Here is a 20,030-nt window from a genome sequence, read left to right as displayed (position 1 = left end):
AGGGCGCACATGGAACCGGTATCGGTGGGATTGGTCGGCGCGGGCCCGTGGGCGGAGATGGTGCACGCACCGGCTCTCGCCGCCGGGCCGCACACGAGGCTCGCCGGGGTGTGGGCTCGCAGGCCGGAGGCGGCCGACGAGCTCGCGGGCAGGCACCGCGCCCCCTCGTTCGAGCGGCTGGAGGACCTGTTCGAGGTCTCGGAGGCGATCGCGTTCTCCGTGCCGCCCGCGGTACAGGCCGAGATCGGCGTCCTCGCCGCGAAGGCGGGGAAGGCGCTGCTCCTGGAGAAGCCCCTCGCGGCCGACCTCGACGGCGCGCGGCGGCTGGCCGACGCCATCGGCGAGGCCGGGGTGGCCTCCCAGATGGTCTTCACCTTCCGCTACTCGCCGGCGACCACGGCGTTCCTCGACCGGGCCCGCGAGCTGGGACCGTTCGGCGGTTACGCGGCCAACATCTCGGGCGCCCTGCAGGGCGGGCCGTTCGCGACCCCGTGGCGCCTGGAGCGCGGCGCCGTGCTCGACGTCGGACCGCACATGATCGACCTGCTGGACGCCGCCCTCGGCCCGGTGGTCTCCGTCAGGGCCCACGGCGACCCCCTCGGCTGGGTCGGGCTGATGCTGGAGCACGCGAACGGCGCGGTCAGCGAGGCGTCGCTCTGCATGGCGGCGCAGGGCGAGCTGCCGCCCGCCCGCGTGGAGGTCTACGGGCGGGAGGGCAGCGCCCTGCTCCTCGGCTCGGAGCTCGGCGACGACGTCTTCGCGACGGTGGCCCGCGAGTTCGCCGACACCGTCCGCCGGGGCGGTGGGCACCCCCTGGACGCGCGCCACGGCCTGCGGCTTCAGGAGATCATCGCCGACGCGGAGCGCCAGCTCGGCTGAGCGGCCGCCGCGAGGCGCAGGCCCGCGACCAGCGCCAGTGAGGCGGCCACCGGCGCCACGCCGGGCACGAAGCCGGTAACCATGAGGGCGGTCAGCGCGCCGCCGATCAGAACGGCCGCCGCGACGACCCGACCGGCCGACGCGGCGCCGGTCGGCTCCTCGAAGCGCCCGAACAGGCCCACGAGCGCCAGCAGGACGGTCACGAGAGCCGCCAGCCACAGCGGCACCTGGCCCCACCAGGTGAACGATCCGGCTTCCGGCGTCTCCAGCCCGAACCCGAACATCGCGATCCCGGCCACGGTGACCAGGGCGGTCATGTGCCAGAGGTAGATCGTCATCATCCGCGGCGCGAGGACGGCCAGCAGGGCGTTCATCTTGGGGCGCCGGGCGAGCGTGTTGAGGGCGGGCCGCAGCAGCATCGCCAGGCCGAGCTGCCCGGCGAACAGCGCGAGCATGCAGGCGCTCGGCGGGGCCATGTTCGAGATCATGCCCGGCATGCCGATCATGCTGGCGGGGTACGGCCCGGCGGCCACCAGACCGGCGACCATGCCGAACCCGGCCACCGCGAGTCCCGCGGCGCGGGGCCCGGCCAGCCACGCCAGCCTGCCCTCGGCGTACAGGAACCCGACCTGGTGCACGGCCAGCCAGACGAAGACCACGTTGAGATAGCCGGCCCCCTCCAGGCCGGAGAACCGGATCACGTCCATGAGCACCGCCCCCGCGGCCAGCGCGGGCAGGGCGCGCGACGCCCGCACACGGGCCATGTACGGCGTGGCCAGCACGGCGACCAGGTAGACGGCGAGGAACCAGAGCAGCTGGCCGACCGTGCGCGCCGCCACCTCGACCGGCTGGGACGGCATGCCGAGCGCGTCGAGGACGTAGGGAAGCGGCAGCCAGACGAAGACCAGGGGAAGCACCGGCCAGGCCAGCCTGCGGAGCCGCCTGGCCGTCCACAGGCCCGCGGAGCCGGATGAGGGCGAGCCGGATGAGGCCGACCGCCAGCTGATCGCGTTGGCCGCGCCGCCCGCGAAGAACACGAGGGGCATGACCTGGGTCAGCCAGGTGACGAGGGGGACGCCCGCCAGCGCGTTGCCCGTGGTGAGCCTGCCGTCCGCGTAGATCAGGACCGGCATGGTCCAGTGCTGGAGGACCACGAGCACCATGCCGAAGACGCGCAGCAGGTCGATGAACCGGTCCCGCGGCGCCGGTGAGGCGGCCGGCCGTACGGGTGCCGGGGGAAGCGTGGTCAGGGACATGGGAGCCGCCTTAGCCGGGGGATCGGACCCCTTAAAGGTTTCGCGAACCCCCTGGTCAGCGCAGCGACGGAGGCACTACTCGTGGTCGCGCCCAGAGGCGACCCCGCAGGTGGGGCAGGCCCTACCATCGGCGGGAGAGACCGGGGCCGCTGGACCGTTCAGGCGGACCGTGCGGGCCCGCGAACTGGACGGTGGGACGGGAGTTGGTACCGTTCTGTGCAACGCGCGTGCTGTAGCGAAGTCCGGTGTGAGCCCGGCGCTGTCCCGCAACTGTGTTTCCCCGCCCCCGGGGATGAGCCAGGTCGCCTGCATCCCGCGCCGACGCCATCAACCCTCGAGGAAAAGGGTGATCCGTCGCTATCAGCGGGTCTCTCGATTTCCCGGCTCCCCCTGGAGGATTCCGTGAGTCCCGTACGCACGGCCGTCGCCCGCGTGCTGCCCGGTGTGGCCGGCGTGCGCGTGCTCTGTGTGGTCGGCTTGCTCTGTGTGCTCGGACTGGCCGGATGCGGCCAGGCGGGCGACACGGGCGCCGCCGCTCCCACCGCCGGCAACGCCAACTCGCCAAGCACCACGACGACGGCTCAGGGGGCGTTCCCCGTCACCGTCCAGGCCGGGAACGGCTCCGTGACCATCGCCAAGAGGCCCGAGCACATCGTCTCGCTCTCCCCGACGGCCACCGAGACGCTGTTCGCCATCGGGGCGGGCGCCCAGGTGGCCGCGGTGGACGACCAGTCGACCTACCCGCCAGAGGCCCCCAAGACCTCGCTGTCGGGGTTCAAGCCGAACGTCGAGGCGATCGTCGCGGCCAAGCCCGACCTCGTCGTGCTGGCCAACGACCTGGAAGGCGTCGTCGCCGGGCTCGGCAAGGTCGGCGTGCCGGTGATCCTGGAGCCCGCGGCGACCAAGCTGGACGAGGCCTACGACCAGATCGCCGACCTCGGCGCGGCCACCGGCAACGCCATGAAGGCGGCGGAGGTGGTGGACGGGATGAAGACCCGGCTCGACCAGCTCGCCGCCGCCGCGCCGAAGGGCAAGCGGCTGACGTACTACCACGAGCTGGACACCACGCCCTACGCCGCGACGTCGAGCACGTTCATCGGCCAGATCTACGCGCTGTTCGGGCTCACGAACATCGCGGACAAGGCCCCCGACGCGGCGGGCGGCTATCCGAAGCTGTCGGCCGAGTTCGTGGCCAAGGCCGACCCCGACCTGATCTTCCTCGCGGACACCAAGTGCTGCGGGCAGAACGCCGCCGCCCTCGCCGAGCGTCCCGGCTGGTCCGGGCTGTCCGCGATCAAGGAAGGCCACGTCGTCGTGCTCGACGACGACATCGCCTCCCGCTGGGGGCCCCGCGTCGCCGACCTGGCCACGGCCGTGAGCGCCGCCGTCCAGAAGGCCGCGAGCTGAGGCGCGCCCGTCTTCCGGGGGCACGGCGTCCAGAACGGCTTCCGGAACGCCTTACTGGAGAGGCGGCTTCCGGGGGAGGACGGCCGCCGGGCGGACCGGTGACGTCGGCGGGGTTGCGCCTCGGGCCGCTCATCGTCGCCCTGGTCGTGCTGGCGCTCAGCCTCGCCCTGGGCGTGCTCGTCGGCGCGGCCGGGATCTCGCCCAGGGGCATCGCGCTCGCGCTGCTCGACCGGCTGCCGTTCGTCTCGGTGGACTCGGGCCTGTCGCCGGTCGAGCAGAATCTGCTGTTCCAGCTCAGGGTGCCCCGGGTGCTGCTCGCTGCCGTGGTGGGCGGGCTGCTCGCGATCGCCGGGGCGGGGTACCAGGGGGTGTTCCGCAACCCGATGGCCGACCCGTACCTGCTGGGAGCCGCCGCCGGGGCGGGCCTCACCGTGACGATGATCGTCGTGTTCCTCGGCGGCGACGCCCGGCTCGTGCCGGTGGCCGCCTTCGCGGGAGCGGTCGGCGGCGTCTTCCTGGCGTACGCGCTGGGCAACACCGCGGGCCGCGGCGGCGGCACGGCCACCCTCGTCCTCGCCGGGGTGGCCGTCACGTCGTTCCTCACCGCCCTGCAGACGTTCGTGCAGCAGCTCAAGGTGGACGAGCTCCAGCGGATCTACTCGTGGATCCTCGGAGACGTGGGCGGCGGCTGGGAGCAGGTCTGGCTGATCGCCCCGTATGCCGTCGTCTCCTCGGCCGTGATGCTCCTGCACGGACGGCTGCTCGACGTGCTTTCGGTCGGCGACGAGGAGGCGATGAGCCTGGGCCTGCGCGCCGCCCGTGCCCGGTTCGTCGTGCTCCTCGCCGCGTCGCTGGCCACCGCGTCGGCGGTCGCCGTGAGCGGGCTCATCGCGTTCGTCGGCATCGTGGTCCCTCACGTGGTCCGGCGGCTGGCGGGCTGGTCCTACCGCGTCGTGCTGCCGCTGTCGTTCGTCGGCGGCGCGGCGTTCCTGGAGCTGGCCGACCTCGTCGCCCGCACCGTGCTCGCCCCCGCCGAGCTGCCGATCGGCGTGGTCACCGCCTTCGTCGGCGCGCCCTTCTTCGTGGTCGTCCTGCGCCTGACCAAGCGGGTGGACACGTGAATCCCAAGTGCCCGGTCGAGGTGCGGGCGCTCGGGGTGACGCTCGGCGGGCGGGAGGTGCTCGCCGACGTCGCGCTGTCGGCCGGCGCCGGAGAGTGGCTGGCGATCATCGGGCCGAACGGCGCGGGCAAGTCCACCCTGCTCAAGGCCATGCTGGGCCTGGTGCCCCACCAGGGGGAGGTACTCATCGGCGGCGCCCCCGTGCGCGACCGCGCGCCGCGCCGGCGGGCCCGCCTCGTCGCCTACGCGCCGCAGAATCCCTCCCTGCCGGCCGACATGACCGTGTACGACTACGCACTCCTGGGGCGCACGCCGTACATCGCCTATTTCGGACGGGAGAGCGCGCGGGACCGCGAGGTGACGGGGTCGGTGCTGGAACGGCTCGACCTGACGGAGCTGGCGTCCAGGCCGCTCGGCCAGCTGTCGGGCGGCGAGCGCCAGCGGGTCGTGCTCGCGCGCGCCCTGGCTCAGGAGGCCCCCGTGCTGCTGCTCGACGAGCCGACGACCGCGCTCGACCTCGGCCACCAGCAGCAGGTGCTGGAGCTGGTCGACCGCCTGCGCCTGGCGGACGGGCTGACGGTGGTGACGACGCTGCACGACCTGATCCTCGCCGGGCAGTACGCCGACTCGCTGGTCCTGCTGTCCTCGGGAAGGGCGGTCGCGTCCGGTCCGCCGAAGCAGGTGCTGACCGAGGCGCTCCTCGTCCGGCACTTCGGGGCCCAGGTCAGGGTCGAGCCGGGCCCGGACGGCAGGCCGCTCGTGCACCTGATCCGGCCGGGTGACCGGTGAGCGCGCAGGCGGGCGGCCCGCTGTCGCTGAGCCACCGGTTCGAGGACGGCGCGCGGCTGGGGTCGCTGCTCTGGGAGTTCGGGCCAGGCTGGCGGATGATCTCCTCGGCGATGCTCGGCGGCGGCGTCGGCCGCCGGGAGTGGGTGCTGAACGCCCAAGTGACCAGTGACTACTCCCGCATGGACCCGGTGGACCACCTGCTCGCGATGGGCCCCGAGGGGCCGGGCGTCGGGATGCTGACGGCCGCGATGGTGGAGCGTTACACCCGTGCGGCCGACGGGGAAGTGGAGGCCGTGGCGACGGTCGGCCTGCGGGTCCCCACGTGGGCCGCCTCCCCGGAGGGCAGGCCCGATCCCGAGCTGCGCGGCGGGGCTCCCGGGCCGTTCGCGGCCCGTCCCGGGACGATCAACATCATCGTGGCCGTCCCCGTGGCGTTCTCCGACGCGGCGCTCGTCAACGCGGTCATGACCGTGACCGAGGCCAAGACCCAAGCGCTCACCGAAGCGGGGTTCTTCTGCACCGGCACCGCGTCGGACGCCGTGTGCGTGGCCGTACGCGACGACGGCCCGGAGGAGCTGTTCGGTGGCCCGCGCTCCGAGTGGGGAGCGCGGATCGCGCGGGCCGTCCACCGGGCCGTCCTCGACGGGGCCGAAGGCTGGCGGCGGTACGCCTCCTCGGCGGACGGTCACTGATTTCAGCCCGGGATGCGGATCGGGCTGATCAGAACATCCCGCCGCCGGCGCCGATGCATTGTCCGGTGATCCACCGTGCCTCGTCGGACGCCAGGAACGCCACGACGTTGGAAATGTCCTCCGGCTCGCCGACACGGCCGAGCGGAGTGGCATCGACCTCGCGGGCGATCAGCTCGGCAGGAACGCCGGCGAGAGCGGGCGTGTTGACCGCGCCAGGCAGCACGCTGTTCACCCTGATGTCGCGCGGGGCCAGTTCACGCGCCGCGACCCGGACGAGGTGATCGGCCGCCGCCTTGCTGGCCGCGTACACCCCGGTGCCTGGGCGGGGCATGAGCGTCAGCCCAGCGGAAATCACTACCACCCGGCCGCCTTCCCGCATGCGGAGGCCGCACTCGCGGAGCGCCACGAATGAGGCACGGGCGTTGGTGGCGAAGATCTGGTCGAAGTCCTCGTCAGTGGTATCCGCGAGGGTCCCGTGCCGGGTGTTCGCGGCGCTGTGTACGAAGATGTCCAGGCCGCCGAACTCCTTCTCGGCGACATCGAACAGCGCGCGCACCTGTCCGGGGTCGGAGATGTCGGCACCGGCGGCCACAGCGGCGGCGCCGCTCTCGCGGAGGGCCTTCGCTACTGCCGCTCCCTGTGCCGTATCACTCTCTGAAGGGGAGTGGCAGACGACCACGCTGGCGCCTTCCCGACCGAGCCGCTCCGCGACAGCCTTACCGATCCCACTGGACGCACCAGTCACCAAGGCAACCTCGCCGGTGAATGTCATGTTCTCTCCGGATCTCTGGGAGTGTGCTACCTGCCCCCGGTTCAACCGAACACATCTGCAGGCTTAACCAACGAGTGCAGACGCTACATCTATTTGTTGCGTCAAGCAATCTTTGCCAGCAGGGCGCGGACGTGCGCTGATGCCAAGAGGAACCGGAGTGTGCGCAGTGGTAGAGGGCTCCCCTGTCTGCCGCGGCAGTCGGGTTACGACAAGCGGCTGCGCTCCGCGGCTGGACACCATGGCCTCGGGCCGGTCAAGCGGGGTCATCCGGATGCTCGCGCAATCGAGCGGCTTCCGGCTGTCAGGAGGTGAACGCGACGGTGTTGACCATGTGGTCGATGACCTGCTGGTCGCATCTGCCTGACGCGCAGAAGAACGTGATCAGCACCGTCGTGTCCCCTGTGGCCTGCCGTACGAGATAGGCCTGGAAGTCCAGGCGGCCGACCTGCTGGGGGTCGCTGATCAGCCCCGCGATCTTGAACGCGGGTTTGGCGCCCACCGTGGTCGGCACCGGCGCGCCGCTGAAGCCGACCGTGCCGGGGAGCGCCGACTGGAGGCTCTGCTGGAGCTCGACCGGCGAGTCCGACGTGCTCAGCGTGTTGCTCACCTGGGCGAAGACGCCCGCCGCGCGCTCCGGCTGGCTGCTGATGATCGGATTGACCTTCGACCAGTCGGTGTTGCCGGGGACCGCGAACAGCGCGTTGAACTCGCCGGTCGCGGGAGAGGCGATCATCCATTGGTCGGAGTTCGTCTTCGCCTGCCCCCAGGTCGAGGGATAGGCCATGGTGAACGGCGCGGCCACGGTGCCCGGGTAGGTGTTCCAGGGCGCATTCGCGTCGCCGCCCCGGGTGAAGACCAGCGTGGCGGCCACCGCGAGGCAGACCAGCAGCACCAGACCGCCGATCACGGGCCCCACTGGGAACTTCCGCTTGGCGGCCGCCGCGCTCGGCGCCGTCTGCGCTTCCGAAGGGTACGTCGCCTGCGGGTAGGACTCCTGCGGGTAGGACTCCTGTGGGTACGTCTGCGGGTGCGACGCCTGCTGGTAGGACGCCTGCTGGTAGGACGCCGACGGGTGCGACACGGGCGGCTGGGATACGGATGGGTGTGACACGGGCGGGTGCGACACCGGGGGATAGGACTGGGCCCCCGGCTGCCGGCCGGGCTGTCCGGCCTCCGGGCCTTGGCGGTCGTGCGCGCGCTGGTCGTAACCCGGGTGGTCGTAACCTGGGTGGTCGTACGCCGGGTGGTCGTCCTCCACGCCGCTGATCGCGTCACGGAGCGCGGCCACGAACGCCTGACAGGTCGGGAACCGCTCGTCGGGGGTCTTGGCGAGACCCCGCGCCATCACCGCGTTGACCGCGTGCGGCAGGTCGTTGCGGTACGGCGTGAGCGGCGGCGGCTCGTGGGACACATGGGCGTACAGCAGCGCGAGCTCTGTGTCGCGCTGGAACGGCGGCTGCCCCGCGAGCGCCTCGTAGACGACGCAGGCGAACGCGTAGAGGTCGCTGCGCCCATCCACCGGCAGCCCGCGGATCTGCTCGGGCGCGACATAGCGCGGCGTGCCCATGAAGTGCCCGTGGCTGGTCAGCCCGGCCTCGGCCGACGAGCTCTTGGTCAGCCCGAAGTCGGTGAGGTAGACGTGGTCGGACTCCGTCACCAGGATGTTGGCCGGCTTCACGTCGCGGTGGACGAGCCCGTTCGCGTGGGCCGCGTCCAGCGCCGAGGCGATCTGCGAGAAGAGCCGGTTGGCCCGCGCCACCGGCAGCGGGCCCGCCGACTGGACCAGCTTGCGCATGTCGCTGCCCTCGACGTAGCGCATGGCGATGAACAGCAGCTCGTCCCGCTCGCCCGCCTCGTAGATCGGGATGATGTTGGGGTGGTCGATGCTCGCGACCAGCCGCGACTCGCGGACGAACCGGTCGCGGAAGCGGTGGTCGTGGGAGAGCTGCGGCGCGAGGATCTTCAGCGCCACGGCACGCCCGAGCCGCTGGTCTCTCGCCCGGTAGACGGTGGCCATGCCGCCCCGCCCGACGACCGCCTCGACCATGTAGTCACCGAGCTGCCGCCCGATGAGCGGCGGCATGGAGGGCCCGTCGCTCATGTCGCCTCCTCGCGTGTGAGCCGGTTCACGAGTCCGCCGGGTGCCCGCAGAAGCCGCAGAACCGGTGCCCCTGCCCGAGCCGCATGCCGCACTGCGTGCAGAACTTCATCTGCGCGGGCCCGCGCGGCGGCGAGCTGTCGCCCGGACGCTGGGGCTGCGGGACCGGCACGGGCCGGCTGGACCCGGATTGGCCGGGCCCCGATATGTGCACGGGCGGCCGTGAGGTCCCCGGCGGGTCCGACACCTCGCCGGGACGAGGCGTGTCGAGTGTGCCCGGTGGCCGCGACGTCTCCGGTCGGGGCGCCTCGAACACCTGTGTCGCGCCGGGGTTTGCGCTCGGGTTTGCGCCGGGGGTTGGGGGGTGCGGCGGCCAGGACGCCACGGGCACCGGCTCCTGCGCCGGCGCGTCGCCCGCGCCCCCGCCCGTGCCCCCGCCCGTGCCCGCTGTGCGCCTGCGCCGCAGCAGCACCGGTACGGCCACGGCCGCCAGCAGGCCCAGGACCACGAGGCCGCCGGTCACCCAGACGAGCGGCGACACCGCGGCCGCCTTCTTGGGCTGAGGCGCGGCCGCCTTGACCGCGCGGCCCGCGTCCTCGGCCGTCCCCGCCTTGGCCCGGGCCGCCCTGAGGTGGTCGAGCGCCACGGCGTGGTCGCTGCGCAGGTTGAGCACCTGCTGCAGCACCGGGATCGCGCTGCCGTAGAGCTTGTTGTGGTAGGACGCGAGCGCGTTCTCGTAGACCACGTCGACCGGCCCGCGGCGCGGGGTGACGCCCGCGGCGACCAGCGCCGTGCGGATCTCGTCGGCGGGGGTGATCGTCTGCGGGAGGTCGCCGCCTCCGGCGAGCAGCCCGACGACCTCGCTCCTCCCGTCGTCGATGAGCGCCGCGCCGGCCGCCCCCTGCTTGAGCAGGGCGGCCAGCTTGTCGTGCTCGTCGGCCTTGAACGTCCGGCTGCCCGGTGGGTCGAGGTGCGCCGTGTCGAGCTTGGGCGGCAGCTTGGCCGAGGGCCTGCCGGTGAGCGTCATCACGTCGAGGGAGGCGACCGCGCTGCCGATCGTGGTGCCGAGCGGCACGGTCGGCAGGGTCTCCTTCTCACCGCCCTTGGTCAGCTTCAGCACGGCGGGCGCCGCGGGAGACGCCCCGGTCGTGAGGATCTGCGCGGGCAGCCCCTCAGGTAGCGGCGGGTCGAGGTAGGGGAAGACGGTGACCTTCGTGGTCACCGTGGCGATGCACGTGGAGTTCGCCCCCTGCGGGGGGTAGCACGCCTGCAGCCGCCGGTCCAGGTCCGCGTCCTTGAGCGAGTGGCGCGAGAAGTCGGCCGGGATCTTCACCTTGAAATATTCGGCGAAGACCCGGTTGGCGGCGTAGACGCGGGGGTCCCGGCTGGCCTGGACGACTCCGGTGGCCGTGACCACCACGCCGTCCGGGGTGACGGTGAACCCGCTGCCCTCGGCCAGATCGGTGTCGTACTCGCGCACCGCCTGCTGGATGACGCTCCGGTCGTCCAGCAGCGTGATGGAGACGTGGGAGGCCGACTCCACGCGGACGGCGCCGGGCGTGACGCGGTCGGTGGACCCGCTCGGGTGGGGGTGGAGCAGGGGCGTGATCAGCACGCCCAGTGCAGCCAGCCCCGCTGAAAGGGAGTGCAGGCGGGGCATCGCCGTCTCCTATGCCTGATGGGAACAGTCCAAGGGTCGCAGTGCCGGCTAGGCCGTACAAGGCATTGTGCCGGGACCGACACCCACTTGATACCGCCGATCGATCATGCGGGCACTTGCAGACGACTTGCAACCGAATTGGGACGTTCCATTAGGCGATGGGAATGACGCCGGGAACACATTAATCTGCCCGGCATGCGCCCTTTCATCCGGCATCTTCGCTCGCTCCCCAAGGTCGATCTCCTGATCGGGCTGGCGGTCATCGCCCTCGGCACGCTTGAGGCGCTGACGGTCGCCACGGCCTACGGCGCGAGCGAGAACCCGGAGTTCTGGTGGATCGCGCAGGCGCTGGTGACCGGCGTCCTGCTGTGGTATCGCCGCCGGGCTCCGGTGGCCGTCTTCATCCTGATGATCCTCGCCCAGTACGCCTGGCACCGGCAGGGCAACGAGAGCTGCCCGGTCTGGCAGCTCGCCGCCCTGCTCATCGTCTTCCACACGGTCGGCGCGCACCTGCCGCTCAAGCGCGGCGGGACCTGGGCGCTCACCGGGATCCTCGTCTTCGACTCGGGGGCCGTCGACCACCGCTTCCTGCCGTTGGAGGAGGTCATCTTCCTCACCGTGCTCTTCGGCTCGGCCTATCTGACCGGGCTGGCCCTGCGCGGCTACCTCCTGCGGGTCCACCGGATGGCCGAGCGCGCCGCCCGCATGGAGATGGAGCGGGAGCGGCGGGCCGCCGAGGCCGTCGCCGCCGAGCGCAACCGGATCGCCCGGGAGCTGCACGACGTGGTCGCCCACAGCGTCAGCATGATGGTCATGCAGGCCGGGGCGCTCCGCCGTACTCTCGGGGGCGACAACCTGGTGCTCAAGGGCATCGAGCAGACGGGCCGGGAGGCCGTCGAGGAGCTCCGGATCATGCTGGGCGCGCTGCGGATGCCGCAGGACGAGGCGCTGCCCCAGCCGGGCCTCGACATGGTCGGCAACCTGATCTCCACCGTGGGCTCCTCCGGCCTGCGCGTCAGCCTGGCCGTCGAGGGCGACGCCGTACGGCTCCCGCCTGGCCTCGACCTGTCGGCCTACCGGATCGTCCAGGAGGCGCTCACCAACGCGGTGAAGTACGCCGGGGAGGCCGACGTGTGGATCCGCGTCGCCTACCACCGCGACTCGCTGGAGCTGGAGGTCGTCGACGACGGCGGGGGCGGCGGGCCGGCGCTGTCCACAGGCAACGGGCTGATCGGCATGCGGGAGAGGGCGGAGCTGTTCGGAGGCTCGCTCGAGGCCGGGCCACTGCCCGAGGGCGGCTTCCGCGTTAACGCTAGGCTGCCGATCTCGCAGGGAGTTCCGATGAGCGAGGCGACGAATTGATCACCGCTGTGACGCCGGGAGAGACCTGGTGACGTCCATCCGCATCGTCCTGGCCGACGACCAGGCGATGATCCGCGCGGGGCTGCGCATGGTCGTCGAGAGCGAGCCCGGCATGGAGATCGTGGGAGAGGCCGCCGACGGCGTCGAGGCGGTCGCCGTGGCCAGGCGCGTCCAGCCGGACGTCGTCCTCATGGACATCTCCATGCCGAGGATGGACGGCCTCACCGCCGCCCGGCAACTCCTCGACACCCCACGGCCTCCCAAGATCATCATGCTCACCACCTTCGACACCGACGAGAACCTGTACGCCGCGCTGCGGGCCGGGACGAGCGGGTTCCTGCTGAAGGTGTCCCCGCCCGAGCAGCTCGTGGAGGCCATCAGGGTGGTGGCGGCCGGGGACGGCCTGCTCGACCCCGCCGTCACGACCCGGGTGATCGCCTCCTTCGCCGGCCGGCATGAGCCGGTCCGGCCGCCGCAGCTGTCCGACCTCACGCCGCGCGAGCTCGAAGTGCTGCGGATGCTCGCCCGCGGCCTCACCAACGCCGAGATCGCCAAGGACCTGTTCGTCGGGGAGGCCACGGTCAAGACCCATGTCGCACGCGTCCTCATGAAGCTGAACCTGCGCGACCGGGCTCAGGCGGTCGTGTTCGCGTACGAGTCGGGTGTGGTGACGCCGGGCACGGCGCCGGGAGAGATGGGGCTCGGGTAGTAGGACGCCCACTCGGTGTTGCTCATGCGCAGCAGCTTCACGCCGACGTAGCCCAGGACCAGGACATTGCCGCCGCTCCAGAAGAAGCTGAGCGGGCCGTAGTCCATGACGTACGGCGAGATCCAGACCAGCGCGCCGGCGGCGGGGATCCACCAGCGGACGAAGCCGGCCCGGGTCAGCGCGATCATCAGCAGGATCAGTCCGATCGGGCCGAGGAAGACCCACGGCATCTGGAACGCGAAGACCACGCCGGGCAGGTCGTACACCTGGTTGAACAGCTTCTCGGCCTGGTCGGCCGGGTAGCGCTGGCCGAACCACCATTCGACCGCGTCGCCCATCAGCAGCGCCGACAGGTTGACGAAGCCGAGGGCGGTGAACACGCCGCCGATGTGGCCCAGCACCGTCCCGCGGGTGCGCGTCAGGTGCAGCAGGCCGAGGGCCGCGAGCGGCAGGAGCAGCCAGCTCCAGTGGTAGAGGGCGGACTGGAGTTGCGCCAGCGCCGGGTTGATGGCGAAGGTCGCCACCTCACGGTCGTCGTCGCTCCATGTGCCGGGGTCGACCAGGGTGGCGGTGAGCTGGAGGAGCGGCGAGACGATCAGCGTGGCGCCGATCGCGGTCCGCCGGAAGTCGGCGGCATTGGTGATCTTCAACATCGGTCGTCCTTTCGGGGGGTGGCGGACGCCCGTCTCGGGGAGTCCGTCACGGGGGTGATGAGGCGTCACCCGCTAGGGCGACGCCGCGATATCTGGGGGCGGGGTCAGGCGGGCGTGGTGAGGGACGCGCGGTCAGGCGGCCGGGGTCCGAACCACCACTCCACGGGGTCGGAGAACATCAGCGCCGACATGTTGGCGGCGCCCAGGACGGTCACGATCCCGGCGATGTGGCCGAAGACGACGGCCCTGCGCCGCGTCGGGTGCAGCAGGCCGATCGCGGCGACCGCGGTGAGCAGCCAGCTCCAGTGGTAGAGCACCGACTCCACCTGGGCCAGCGCGGGGCTGGCTCGGAAGCTGACCGCCTCGCGGTCGTCACCCCATGTCCCGGGGTCCACGATTACGGCGATCAACAGGAACAGGGGGGCCAGGATCAGCAGGGCCCCCGTGGCGACGCGCCGGAACCTGGCTGACTGCTTGAACATCGTTCCTCCTCGGCTGTTGCTCTTACAGCCGGGAACGGTAGGTCCGCGCCGTGCGCCGTCACGTCCGCCGCCGGGGTGATTGCGCCTCACCCGTACGGGCTAGGTACTGACTTCTCGCCCTTTACGCTTGAATGTGTATATTTTGCGGGAGTTGGTTCCTAAAACGGGAGATTTTTCATGAGGGCATTCCCGTCGGTCCTGTTCGACGAGGCGCACAGCGAGGCCTGGACGATCCGGCGGGACGTCGCCGAGGCCATCAACCGCGCGCACCCCGACGACAACAGCTACGCGGCGGCCGCCGACGTCCTGCGGAGGCTCGGCCACACGGTGGCCGCGCACACCGAGGGCCCCGTCACGGCTTCGCTGCTGGACGCCCACGACGTGTTCGTGGTCGCCCACCCGTCGGGGGCGCTCTGGGAGCGGACGACCGGTGTGGGCAGCCCGGTCTTCGCCGAGGGCGAACTGGACGCCATCGAGGCCTACGTCGCCGGCGGCGGCGGGCTCGTGGTGCTGGCCGAGTGCGAGCACGAGAAATACGGCAGCAACCTCGCCGACCTGCTCGGCCGGTTCGGCGTGGGCATCGAGCACACGACCGTCCAGGACCCGGCCAACTGCCACAACAAGGTCGCGACCTGGGTCCTCGCCGCCCGCGGGCCCGCGGAGGAGGACGCCCCCGGCGTGCGGCAGGACGTGCTGGCCGGTGTGGGCCAGGCCTGCTTCTACCGGGCGGGCACCCTCGTGACCCCTCCGGGCGCGACCGTCCTGTTCCAGACCTCCGCGACCGCCGACCCCTCCGGCCGCCCGCTGGCGGTAGCCGTACGGCACGGGCGTGGCCGGGTGGTCGTCCTGGCCGACTCGGACCTCTTCGGGGACGACTCGCTCGGCGACTACGACCACGCCCAGCTCTGGACCAACCTCGTCACCTGGGCCGCGCGCATCCCCACCTCGCGTGATCATGCACAGGTTCCCGTTCCGCCTGGCCCCCTCTCGCGTGATCATGCCGGGGAGGCGTGGGCGGGGCTCAAGGCGGCTGTCGAGGAGCTGCGGACGCTCCAGGCCAAGGACGGGTCGATCACGGGAGATCACGACCGCGCCGCCGCGCTGATCACCGAGATCACCACCCATGTCGTACGGCTCGCGCCCCGCTTCCCGCACGACCGGGAGTATCTCGACGCGGTCGTGGCCGACTTCCGCAAGTGGGCGGCGGACGGGCTCGGCGTGCCCGACTTCCTCGACTCGCTGAACGCCTTCCACCCCGACGCCCAGCGGGTCGACGGGCTGGAGCACCTCGTGATCTTCCCGATGTACACCCAGAACGGGAATCCCAACCGCAACGTCGAGGCCGTCTGGATCCGCGTCGTCTGGCCGGAGTGGCTGGCCGCGCTGGAGCGGGGCGGCTACGACAACCCGATGTTCGTGCCGATCGCGTTCGAGGACTTCACCTCCGGATACGACACGAACTCAGCCGTGCTCTTCCCGGAGACCGTCGCCGTCCGGGAGACGCCGCCGAGGTTCAGCTGGGGCGGCATCTTCTGCGACCGCGAGGCGGCCAGGTTCCGCGCGGTCAGCGAGGCCGCCGCGGCGACCCTCAAGCTGGCGCTCCCGCCGGACGCCGCCCGGCTGCTGGCCTCGCAGGACCTCGCCCAGGACACGTTCGTCCTGTGGGACCTGGTCCACGACCGGACGCACAGCCACGGCGACCTGCCGTTCGACCCGTTCATGATCAAGCAGCGCATGCCGTACTGGCTCTACACGCTCGAAGAGCTGCGCTGCGACCTGACCGCCTTCGGGGAGGCCGTGAAGCTGGAGGCGAACGGCGTGCCGCACGCGCGGTACGTGCAGTACGCCATCCTGTTCGACCGGCTGTTCCGCTTCCCGATCACCGGCGCCCGGGTGCGCAACTACGACGGGCTCGGCGGCCAGCTCCTGTTCGCCTACCTGCACCGCCAGGGCATCGTCCGCTGGACCGACAACCGGCTCTCGATCGACTGGGCCCGGGTGGCGGACGGCGTCGCCGACCTGCGGGCCCAGGTCGAGAAGCTCTACCGCGACGGCATCGACCGGTCGAAGCTCGCCCACTGGCTGGCCGCTCACCAGCTCGTCGCGGCCTACGTCGAGCCGCACCCGGAATCGGTGTGGAGCCGGGGCGTCCAGGCGCTGCCGCCGGAGCAGAAGGCCAAGGTGGACGCGGTGCTGCCGGACGAGTTTCCCCTGAGCATGTTCTACGAGGCGCTGCGCCGTAAGCTCGCCGACGTGGTGGAGTCCACGAAGGGCATCCGGGCGTGAGATTGGGGGAGCGATGAGCAGGGTGATTCTGGTCGCGGGGTCGGGCAGCCCGTCCGGGGAGGCCGTCGTCCGGCGGTTCACCGAGCTGGGCGACACCGTCATCGCGGTGAACAGGACCGGCGCGGACGGCGCCCAGGCGGTCGATCTCCTCGACCCGGCGGCCGTACGGGACCTGACCAAGCGCATCGAGGCCGAGCACGGCAAGGTGGACGGGATCGTCCACCTGGTCGGCGGCTGGCGCGGGTCCAAGACCTTCGCGGAGACCTCGCTCGCCGACTGGGACCTCCTGCACAGCCTGCTGATCCGGACCCTGCAGAACGTGACGCTCGCGTTTGAACCGCTGCTGCGGGCGAGCGACGACGGCCGCTTTGTGATCGTGTCGGCGAAGGCGGCCCAGCGCCCCACGAAGGGCAACGCGGCCTACGCCGCGGCCAAGGCGGCCGCGGAGGCGTGGACGCTGTCGCTCGCCGACGCCCTGAACGGCACGGCGTCCGCGGCCGTGATCCTGGTGGTCACCGCTCTGGTGCACGATGGGATGCGGGCGGCCGACCCGGACAAGGCGTACACGGGCTTCACCGACGTGAACGACCTCGCGGGGGCGGTCGCGGGGCTGTGGGACCAGGACGCGGCCGCCGTCAACGGGCGGCGGATCGACCTCACGGCCTGACGCCTTCCTAACGGACAGATGGAGACTTTTCGTGACTACGGATGCCGTGCGGCGGCATGATCCCGCGACCAAGACGTTCGCCAGCGACAACTACGCGGGGGTCCACCCCGAGGTCCTGGAGGCGATAGCCCTGGCCAACGGCGGGCACCAGGTCGCGTACGGCGACGACGTCTACACCGAGGCCGTGCGGGGCGTCTTCCGGCGGCACTTCGGCGACCACGCCGAGGTGTGGCCCGTCTTCAACGGCACGGCAGCCAACGTGATCTCGCTGCGCTCGATGTGCGCGCCGTGGGAGGCGGTGGTCTGCCCGGAGACCGCCCACATCAACACCGACGAGGGCGGCGCCCCCGAGATGACCGGGGGCCTGAAGCTCCTGCCGGTGCCGACCACGGACGGCAAGCTCACGCCCGACCTGATCGACCGGCAGGCGTGGGGCTTCGGCGACGTGCACCGGGCCCAGCCGCGGGTCGTCTCCATCTCCAACGCGACCGAGCTCGGCACGCTCTACACACCCGCCGAGATCAAGGCGATCTGCGACCACGCCCACGAGCTCGGCATGTTCGTCCACCTCGACGGCTCGCGGATCACGAACGCCGCTGCCGCCCTGGACGTGCCCCTCCGCGCGCTCACCACGGACGCGGGGGTCGACGTGCTGTCGTTCGGGGGCACCAAGATCGGGCTACTGCTGGGGGAGGCCGTCGTCGTCCTCAACCCCTCGGCCGCCAAGGGCCTGCCGTACCTGCGCAAGACCAGCATGCAGCTGGCCTCGAAGATGCGGTTCGTGTCGGTGCAGTTCGAGGCGTTGCTCGGTGGCGACCTGTGGCTGCGCAACGCCCGCCAGGCCAACGCCATGGCGAGGCGTCTCGCGGAAGCCGTACGGGACGTCCCCGGTGTGACGGTGCCGCGCCCGGTGGAGGCCAACGCGGTCTTCGCGATCCTGCCGGCCGACGCCGCCGACCGGCTGCGCAAGCGGTTCCGGTTCTACAACTGGAACGAGCAGATCGGCGACAAGAAGGTCGAGGTGCGCTGGATGTGCGCCTTCGACACCACCGAAGCCGACGTGGACGCCTTCGCCGGCGCCCTGCGGGAGGAGCTCCGCGCCTGACGGGCGCGCGGTTCACACCTTCTGGCCGGTCTCCTTCTCGTACGCGCTGAGCTGCTGCTCCAGGGCTTTCATCAGCTCGAACACCTGGGCGGGAGGGAGCCGGATCCGGCTGACGATCCTGGTGGGCACGCTGACGTACCGCTCCCCGGAGCGGGGGTCGTCGGCGAGCGCCGGAGGCCGCGTGATCACCGCGAAGTCCAGGACGAACCCATCCTCGGTGTGCCAGACCGAGGCGAAATTGGCGTACTGCCCCGCCTCCACCTCGGCGGAGATGCTCACCTCAAGGCGGCTCTCGGGTTCATCGTTCACTGTCTCTCCCCTCTGGCCACGGCATTTACATCGTGCCCCGGCCGGAGGGCGTGCGTGCGCCTATCCGGTGGGGCTCTTGAGGATGGACGGCATGGGCTGGGCGCCCCGTTCCGCCAGGAGGCCCTTCATCAGCCTGATCTCGGCGGTCTGGCCGTCGACGATGTGCTGGGCCAGCGACCGCACCTCGGGGCGGTCGGACAGCTTCAGCAGGCCATCGGCCATCTCCACGCCGCCCTCGTGATGACGGATCATGAGCTGGAGGAAGAGGACCTCGGCGTCCCTGCCCTGCGCCGACCGCAGGCGGTTCATCTCCTCGTCCGAGGCCATGCCCGGCATGCGGCCCGGCATGTGGCCCGGCATGCCGCCCGGAGTCGCCCCGGAGACGGCCCCGCCGCCGTGGCCGTGGCCGGACATCCAGGCCATCGGAGGCAGGCTGGACGACTGGTCGAGGCCCCACTGCTGGAGCCAGCCCATGAACATCCCCCGCTGGGCGGTCTGCGTCGTGATGATGTCGTACGACAGGGTCCGGAGCGGGCCGTCGGAGGTCTTGTCGCGCACGATGAACGACATCTCCACCGCCTGCGAGTGGTGGACCGCCATGTCTCTGGCGAACCCGGCCTCGGGAGAGGCGTCTCCCGGCGTGTCCGACCTCGTCACGAAAAGCATCAGTATGGCTGCCGCGACCACGACGACGACCAGCCCGGCGATCGGGAGCGGCCTCCGGGGCCGCGGCGTGGTGTCGAGCGGGACGCTCGTCTCGGTGGTCATCGCACCACAGGCTACCCGCCCGCCCTGACAGGGCTGAGCCAAACTCCCATCTATACCCACTATTCTCCATACCGCAGTGGGGGTGTCAGTAATAAGGCGCGGACGAGGCCGTTGGAGGATGGATGACGAAGGAAAAGGCACAGGCGAGGCGTGACAACCTCGCCCGCATGCGGGCCGAGCAGAAGCGCAAGGAACGGCGTGCGGCCCTCCTGATGTGGGGAATCGGCGGCATCGTCATCGTCCTGATCGTCGGCCTGGTCGGTTTCTACGTCATCAACGACAAGGCGCAGAAGTCGCTGAGCGCGGTCAAGGCCTACACGTACAAGGGCTCCGACCACACGTGGAACAAGGTCTCCTACAAGGAGAACCCGCCCGTCGGAGGCCAGCACAACTTCTACTGGCAGAACTGCGGCATCTACGACAAGCCCATCCACAACGAGCACGGTGTCCACTCCCTGGAGCACGGCGCGGTCTGGATCACCTACCGCCCCGACCTGCCCAAGGCCGACGTCGACAAGCTGAAGACCCTGGCCTCCGCCGACTACATGCTGCTCAGCCCCTACCCCGGCCTTCCGGCCAAGGTGATCGCCAGCTCCTGGGGCCACCAGATCGTGCTCGACGGCGCCGGCGACCCCCGGCTGCCCGAGTTCATCAAGACGTACAAGCAGAACCCGAAGTACACCCCCGAGCCGGGCGCCGCCTGCGACCAGGGCGTCGGCACGACGGCCGACCAGCCGCTCCCGCCGGAGCCGTCCCCGTCGGCCAGCCCCACCGCCGGGCAGCCCTCCACGATGCCGAGCGCGTCCCCCAAGGCCTCCTGAACCGGGCCGCCCGCCCGTGATGAGCACGCGGAGCACGCGGAGCACGCGGAGCCAGGCGCTCCTCGTGCTCCGTGTGCTTGACGCGCCCCTTCTCCAGCACCGCCACGTCGAAGCCGACGACCAGCGGCTCCGCGCCCTCCGGGCCCAGGTGCCGGCTGAAGCGGGCGATGTCGTAGCGGGCGACACGAGGTGAAC

20 protein-coding genes and 1 riboswitch are annotated in these 20,030 nt (G+C 71.4%); of the genes, 12 read left to right on the top strand and 8 right to left on the bottom strand.

What is annotated here, in order from left to right; genetic code table 11:
• The first annotated feature begins 9 nt into the window (after nt 1-9).
• Nucleotides 10-879 carry a Gfo/Idh/MocA family protein gene (locus tag ABH927_RS25830; protein ID WP_370025627.1) on the top strand — a complete coding sequence of 290 codons (870 nt, stop codon included), beginning with the start codon at nt 10-12 and terminating at the stop codon, nt 877-879.
• On the opposite strand, the gene ABH927_RS25825 is transcribed toward ABH927_RS25830, so the two are convergent.
• The gene (locus ABH927_RS25825) at nt 840-2,135 is read right to left on the bottom strand and encodes an acyltransferase family protein (protein ID WP_370025625.1); all 1,296 of its coding nucleotides are present in this window, start codon (nt 2,133-2,135) and stop codon (nt 840-842) included. The genes ABH927_RS25830 and ABH927_RS25825 overlap by 40 nt on opposite strands.
• Nucleotides 2,136-2,334: 199 nt before the next feature.
• Nucleotides 2,335-2,464: riboswitch (cobalamin riboswitch) on the top strand.
• A gap of 73 nt (nt 2,465-2,537) precedes the next feature.
• Here ABH927_RS25825 and ABH927_RS25820 point away from each other — a divergent pair.
• The 4 genes from ABH927_RS25820 to ABH927_RS25805 all read left to right on the top strand — a co-directional run bounded on the left by ABH927_RS25820 (nt 2,538) and on the right by ABH927_RS25805 (nt 6,143).
• The gene (locus ABH927_RS25820; RefSeq protein ID WP_370025623.1) at nt 2,538-3,542 is read left to right on the top strand and encodes an ABC transporter substrate-binding protein; all 1,005 of its coding nucleotides are present in this window, start codon (nt 2,538-2,540) and stop codon (nt 3,540-3,542) included.
• Nucleotides 3,543-3,640: 98 nt separating this feature from the next.
• Nucleotides 3,641-4,663: a FecCD family ABC transporter permease gene (locus ABH927_RS25815; protein WP_370025621.1), complete on the top strand. Its 1,023-nt coding sequence runs from the start codon at nt 3,641-3,643 to the stop codon at nt 4,661-4,663.
• A complete protein-coding gene (locus tag ABH927_RS25810) occupies nt 4,660-5,451 on the top strand; it encodes an ABC transporter ATP-binding protein (protein ID WP_370025619.1) in 792 nt (263 codons plus the stop codon). The genes ABH927_RS25815 and ABH927_RS25810 overlap by 4 nt, the downstream gene beginning before the upstream one ends.
• Nucleotides 5,448-6,143, top strand: a complete 696-nt coding sequence (locus tag ABH927_RS25805; RefSeq protein ID WP_370025617.1) for an adenosylcobinamide amidohydrolase — start codon at nt 5,448-5,450, stop codon at nt 6,141-6,143. Before ABH927_RS25810 ends, ABH927_RS25805 begins: the two co-directional genes overlap by 4 nt.
• Nucleotides 6,144-6,171: 28 nt before the next feature.
• Here the strand turns inward: ABH927_RS25805 and ABH927_RS25800 are convergent, their stop codons facing one another.
• The 3 genes from ABH927_RS25800 to ABH927_RS25790 all read right to left on the bottom strand — a co-directional run bounded on the left by ABH927_RS25800 (nt 6,172) and on the right by ABH927_RS25790 (nt 10,673).
• Nucleotides 6,172-6,888 (bottom strand): SDR family NAD(P)-dependent oxidoreductase, encoded by a 717-nt coding sequence (locus tag ABH927_RS25800; protein ID WP_370025615.1) that lies wholly within the window; start codon nt 6,886-6,888, stop codon nt 6,172-6,174.
• A 328-nt stretch (nt 6,889-7,216) separates the two neighbouring features.
• Nucleotides 7,217-9,016, bottom strand: a complete 1,800-nt coding sequence (locus tag ABH927_RS25795; RefSeq protein WP_370025614.1) for a protein kinase domain-containing protein — start codon at nt 9,014-9,016, stop codon at nt 7,217-7,219.
• A gap of 25 nt (nt 9,017-9,041) precedes the next feature.
• A complete protein-coding gene (locus tag ABH927_RS25790) occupies nt 9,042-10,673 on the bottom strand; it encodes a zinc ribbon domain-containing protein (RefSeq protein ID WP_370025612.1) in 1,632 nt (543 codons plus the stop codon).
• Between the two features lie 195 nt (nt 10,674-10,868).
• On the opposite strand from ABH927_RS25790, the gene ABH927_RS25785 reads away from it, so the two are divergent.
• The gene (locus tag ABH927_RS25785) at nt 10,869-12,035 is read left to right on the top strand and encodes a sensor histidine kinase (RefSeq protein ID WP_370025610.1); all 1,167 of its coding nucleotides are present in this window, start codon (nt 10,869-10,871) and stop codon (nt 12,033-12,035) included.
• 28 nt (nt 12,036-12,063) lie between these two features.
• Nucleotides 12,064-12,744 (top strand): response regulator, encoded by a 681-nt coding sequence (locus ABH927_RS25780; protein ID WP_370025608.1) that lies wholly within the window; start codon nt 12,064-12,066, stop codon nt 12,742-12,744.
• Here the strand turns inward: ABH927_RS25780 and ABH927_RS25775 are convergent.
• Nucleotides 12,669-13,397 (bottom strand): hypothetical protein, encoded by a 729-nt coding sequence (locus tag ABH927_RS25775; protein WP_370025606.1) that lies wholly within the window; start codon nt 13,395-13,397, stop codon nt 12,669-12,671. The two genes, ABH927_RS25780 and ABH927_RS25775, sit on opposite strands and share 76 nt — an antisense overlap.
• 104 nt (nt 13,398-13,501) lie before the next feature.
• Nucleotides 13,502-13,879 (bottom strand): hypothetical protein, encoded by a 378-nt coding sequence (locus ABH927_RS25770; protein WP_370025604.1) that lies wholly within the window; start codon nt 13,877-13,879, stop codon nt 13,502-13,504.
• 177 nt (nt 13,880-14,056) lie between these two features.
• On the opposite strand from ABH927_RS25770, the gene ABH927_RS25765 reads away from it, so the two are divergent.
• From ABH927_RS25765 to ABH927_RS25755, 3 genes are read left to right on the top strand one after another with little or no spacing between them, the layout of a single operon-like run.
• Nucleotides 14,057-16,165, top strand: a complete 2,109-nt coding sequence (locus ABH927_RS25765; protein WP_370025602.1) for a DUF6421 family protein — start codon at nt 14,057-14,059, stop codon at nt 16,163-16,165.
• Nucleotides 16,166-16,178: 13 nt separating this feature from the next.
• Entirely contained in the window at nt 16,179-16,832 is a 654-nt protein-coding gene (locus tag ABH927_RS25760) for an SDR family NAD(P)-dependent oxidoreductase (protein ID WP_370025600.1), read from the top strand.
• 31 nt (nt 16,833-16,863) lie between these two features.
• Nucleotides 16,864-17,937: a low specificity L-threonine aldolase gene (locus tag ABH927_RS25755; protein WP_370025598.1), complete on the top strand. Its 1,074-nt coding sequence runs from the start codon at nt 16,864-16,866 to the stop codon at nt 17,935-17,937.
• Between the two features lie 12 nt (nt 17,938-17,949).
• Here ABH927_RS25755 and ABH927_RS25750 read toward each other — a convergent pair whose 3' ends face one another.
• Together ABH927_RS25750 and ABH927_RS25745 are read right to left on the bottom strand one after the other, a co-directional pair.
• A complete protein-coding gene (locus tag ABH927_RS25750; RefSeq protein ID WP_370025596.1) occupies nt 17,950-18,246 on the bottom strand; it encodes a DUF3467 domain-containing protein in 297 nt (98 codons plus the stop codon).
• Between the two features lie 60 nt (nt 18,247-18,306).
• Nucleotides 18,307-19,014 (bottom strand): DUF305 domain-containing protein, encoded by a 708-nt coding sequence (locus tag ABH927_RS25745; protein ID WP_370025594.1) that lies wholly within the window; start codon nt 19,012-19,014, stop codon nt 18,307-18,309.
• 122 nt (nt 19,015-19,136) lie between these two features.
• Between ABH927_RS25745 and ABH927_RS25740 the strand changes: the two genes are divergently transcribed.
• Entirely contained in the window at nt 19,137-19,835 is a 699-nt protein-coding gene (locus ABH927_RS25740; RefSeq protein WP_370025593.1) for a DUF3105 domain-containing protein, read from the top strand.
• A gap of 64 nt (nt 19,836-19,899) precedes the next feature.
• On the top strand, nt 19,900-20,028 hold the full coding sequence (locus ABH927_RS25735; protein ID WP_370025591.1) for a hypothetical protein: 129 nt from the start codon (nt 19,900-19,902) through the stop codon (nt 20,026-20,028).
• The last annotated feature ends 2 nt before the right edge of the window (nt 20,029-20,030 follow it).

The sequence above is a fragment of the Planotetraspora sp. GP83 genome, from assembly GCF_041262585.1.
Lineage (GTDB): Bacteria > Actinomycetota > Actinomycetes > Streptosporangiales > Streptosporangiaceae > JAOEGB01.
The sequence above is the reverse complement of the archived record's forward strand: the minus strand, read 5'-3'. Positions and strand labels throughout refer to the sequence as shown.

What these genes read in the sequence shown, in the direction of transcription:
- ABH927_RS25745 (WP_370025594.1), bottom strand. Translation starts at nt 19,014, where the DNA reads ATGACCACCGAGACGAGCGTCCCGCTCGACACCACGCCGCGGCCCCGG.
- ABH927_RS25740 (WP_370025593.1), top strand. Translation starts at nt 19,137, where the DNA reads ATGACGAAGGAAAAGGCACAGGCGAGGCGTGACAACCTCGCCCGCATG.
- ABH927_RS25795 (WP_370025614.1), bottom strand. Translation starts at nt 9,016, where the DNA reads ATGAGCGACGGGCCCTCCATGCCGCCGCTCATCGGGCGGCAGCTCGGT.
- ABH927_RS25785 (WP_370025610.1), top strand. Translation starts at nt 10,869, where the DNA reads ATGCGCCCTTTCATCCGGCATCTTCGCTCGCTCCCCAAGGTCGATCTC.
- ABH927_RS25825 (WP_370025625.1), bottom strand. Translation starts at nt 2,135, where the DNA reads ATGTCCCTGACCACGCTTCCCCCGGCACCCGTACGGCCGGCCGCCTCA.
- ABH927_RS25765 (WP_370025602.1), top strand. Translation starts at nt 14,057, where the DNA reads ATGAGGGCATTCCCGTCGGTCCTGTTCGACGAGGCGCACAGCGAGGCC.
- ABH927_RS25770 (WP_370025604.1), bottom strand. Translation starts at nt 13,879, where the DNA reads ATGTTCAAGCAGTCAGCCAGGTTCCGGCGCGTCGCCACGGGGGCCCTG.
- ABH927_RS25775 (WP_370025606.1), bottom strand. Translation starts at nt 13,397, where the DNA reads ATGTTGAAGATCACCAATGCCGCCGACTTCCGGCGGACCGCGATCGGC.
- ABH927_RS25830 (WP_370025627.1), top strand. Translation starts at nt 10, where the DNA reads ATGGAACCGGTATCGGTGGGATTGGTCGGCGCGGGCCCGTGGGCGGAG.
- ABH927_RS25790 (WP_370025612.1), bottom strand. Translation starts at nt 10,673, where the DNA reads ATGCCCCGCCTGCACTCCCTTTCAGCGGGGCTGGCTGCACTGGGCGTG.
- ABH927_RS25760 (WP_370025600.1), top strand. Translation starts at nt 16,179, where the DNA reads ATGAGCAGGGTGATTCTGGTCGCGGGGTCGGGCAGCCCGTCCGGGGAG.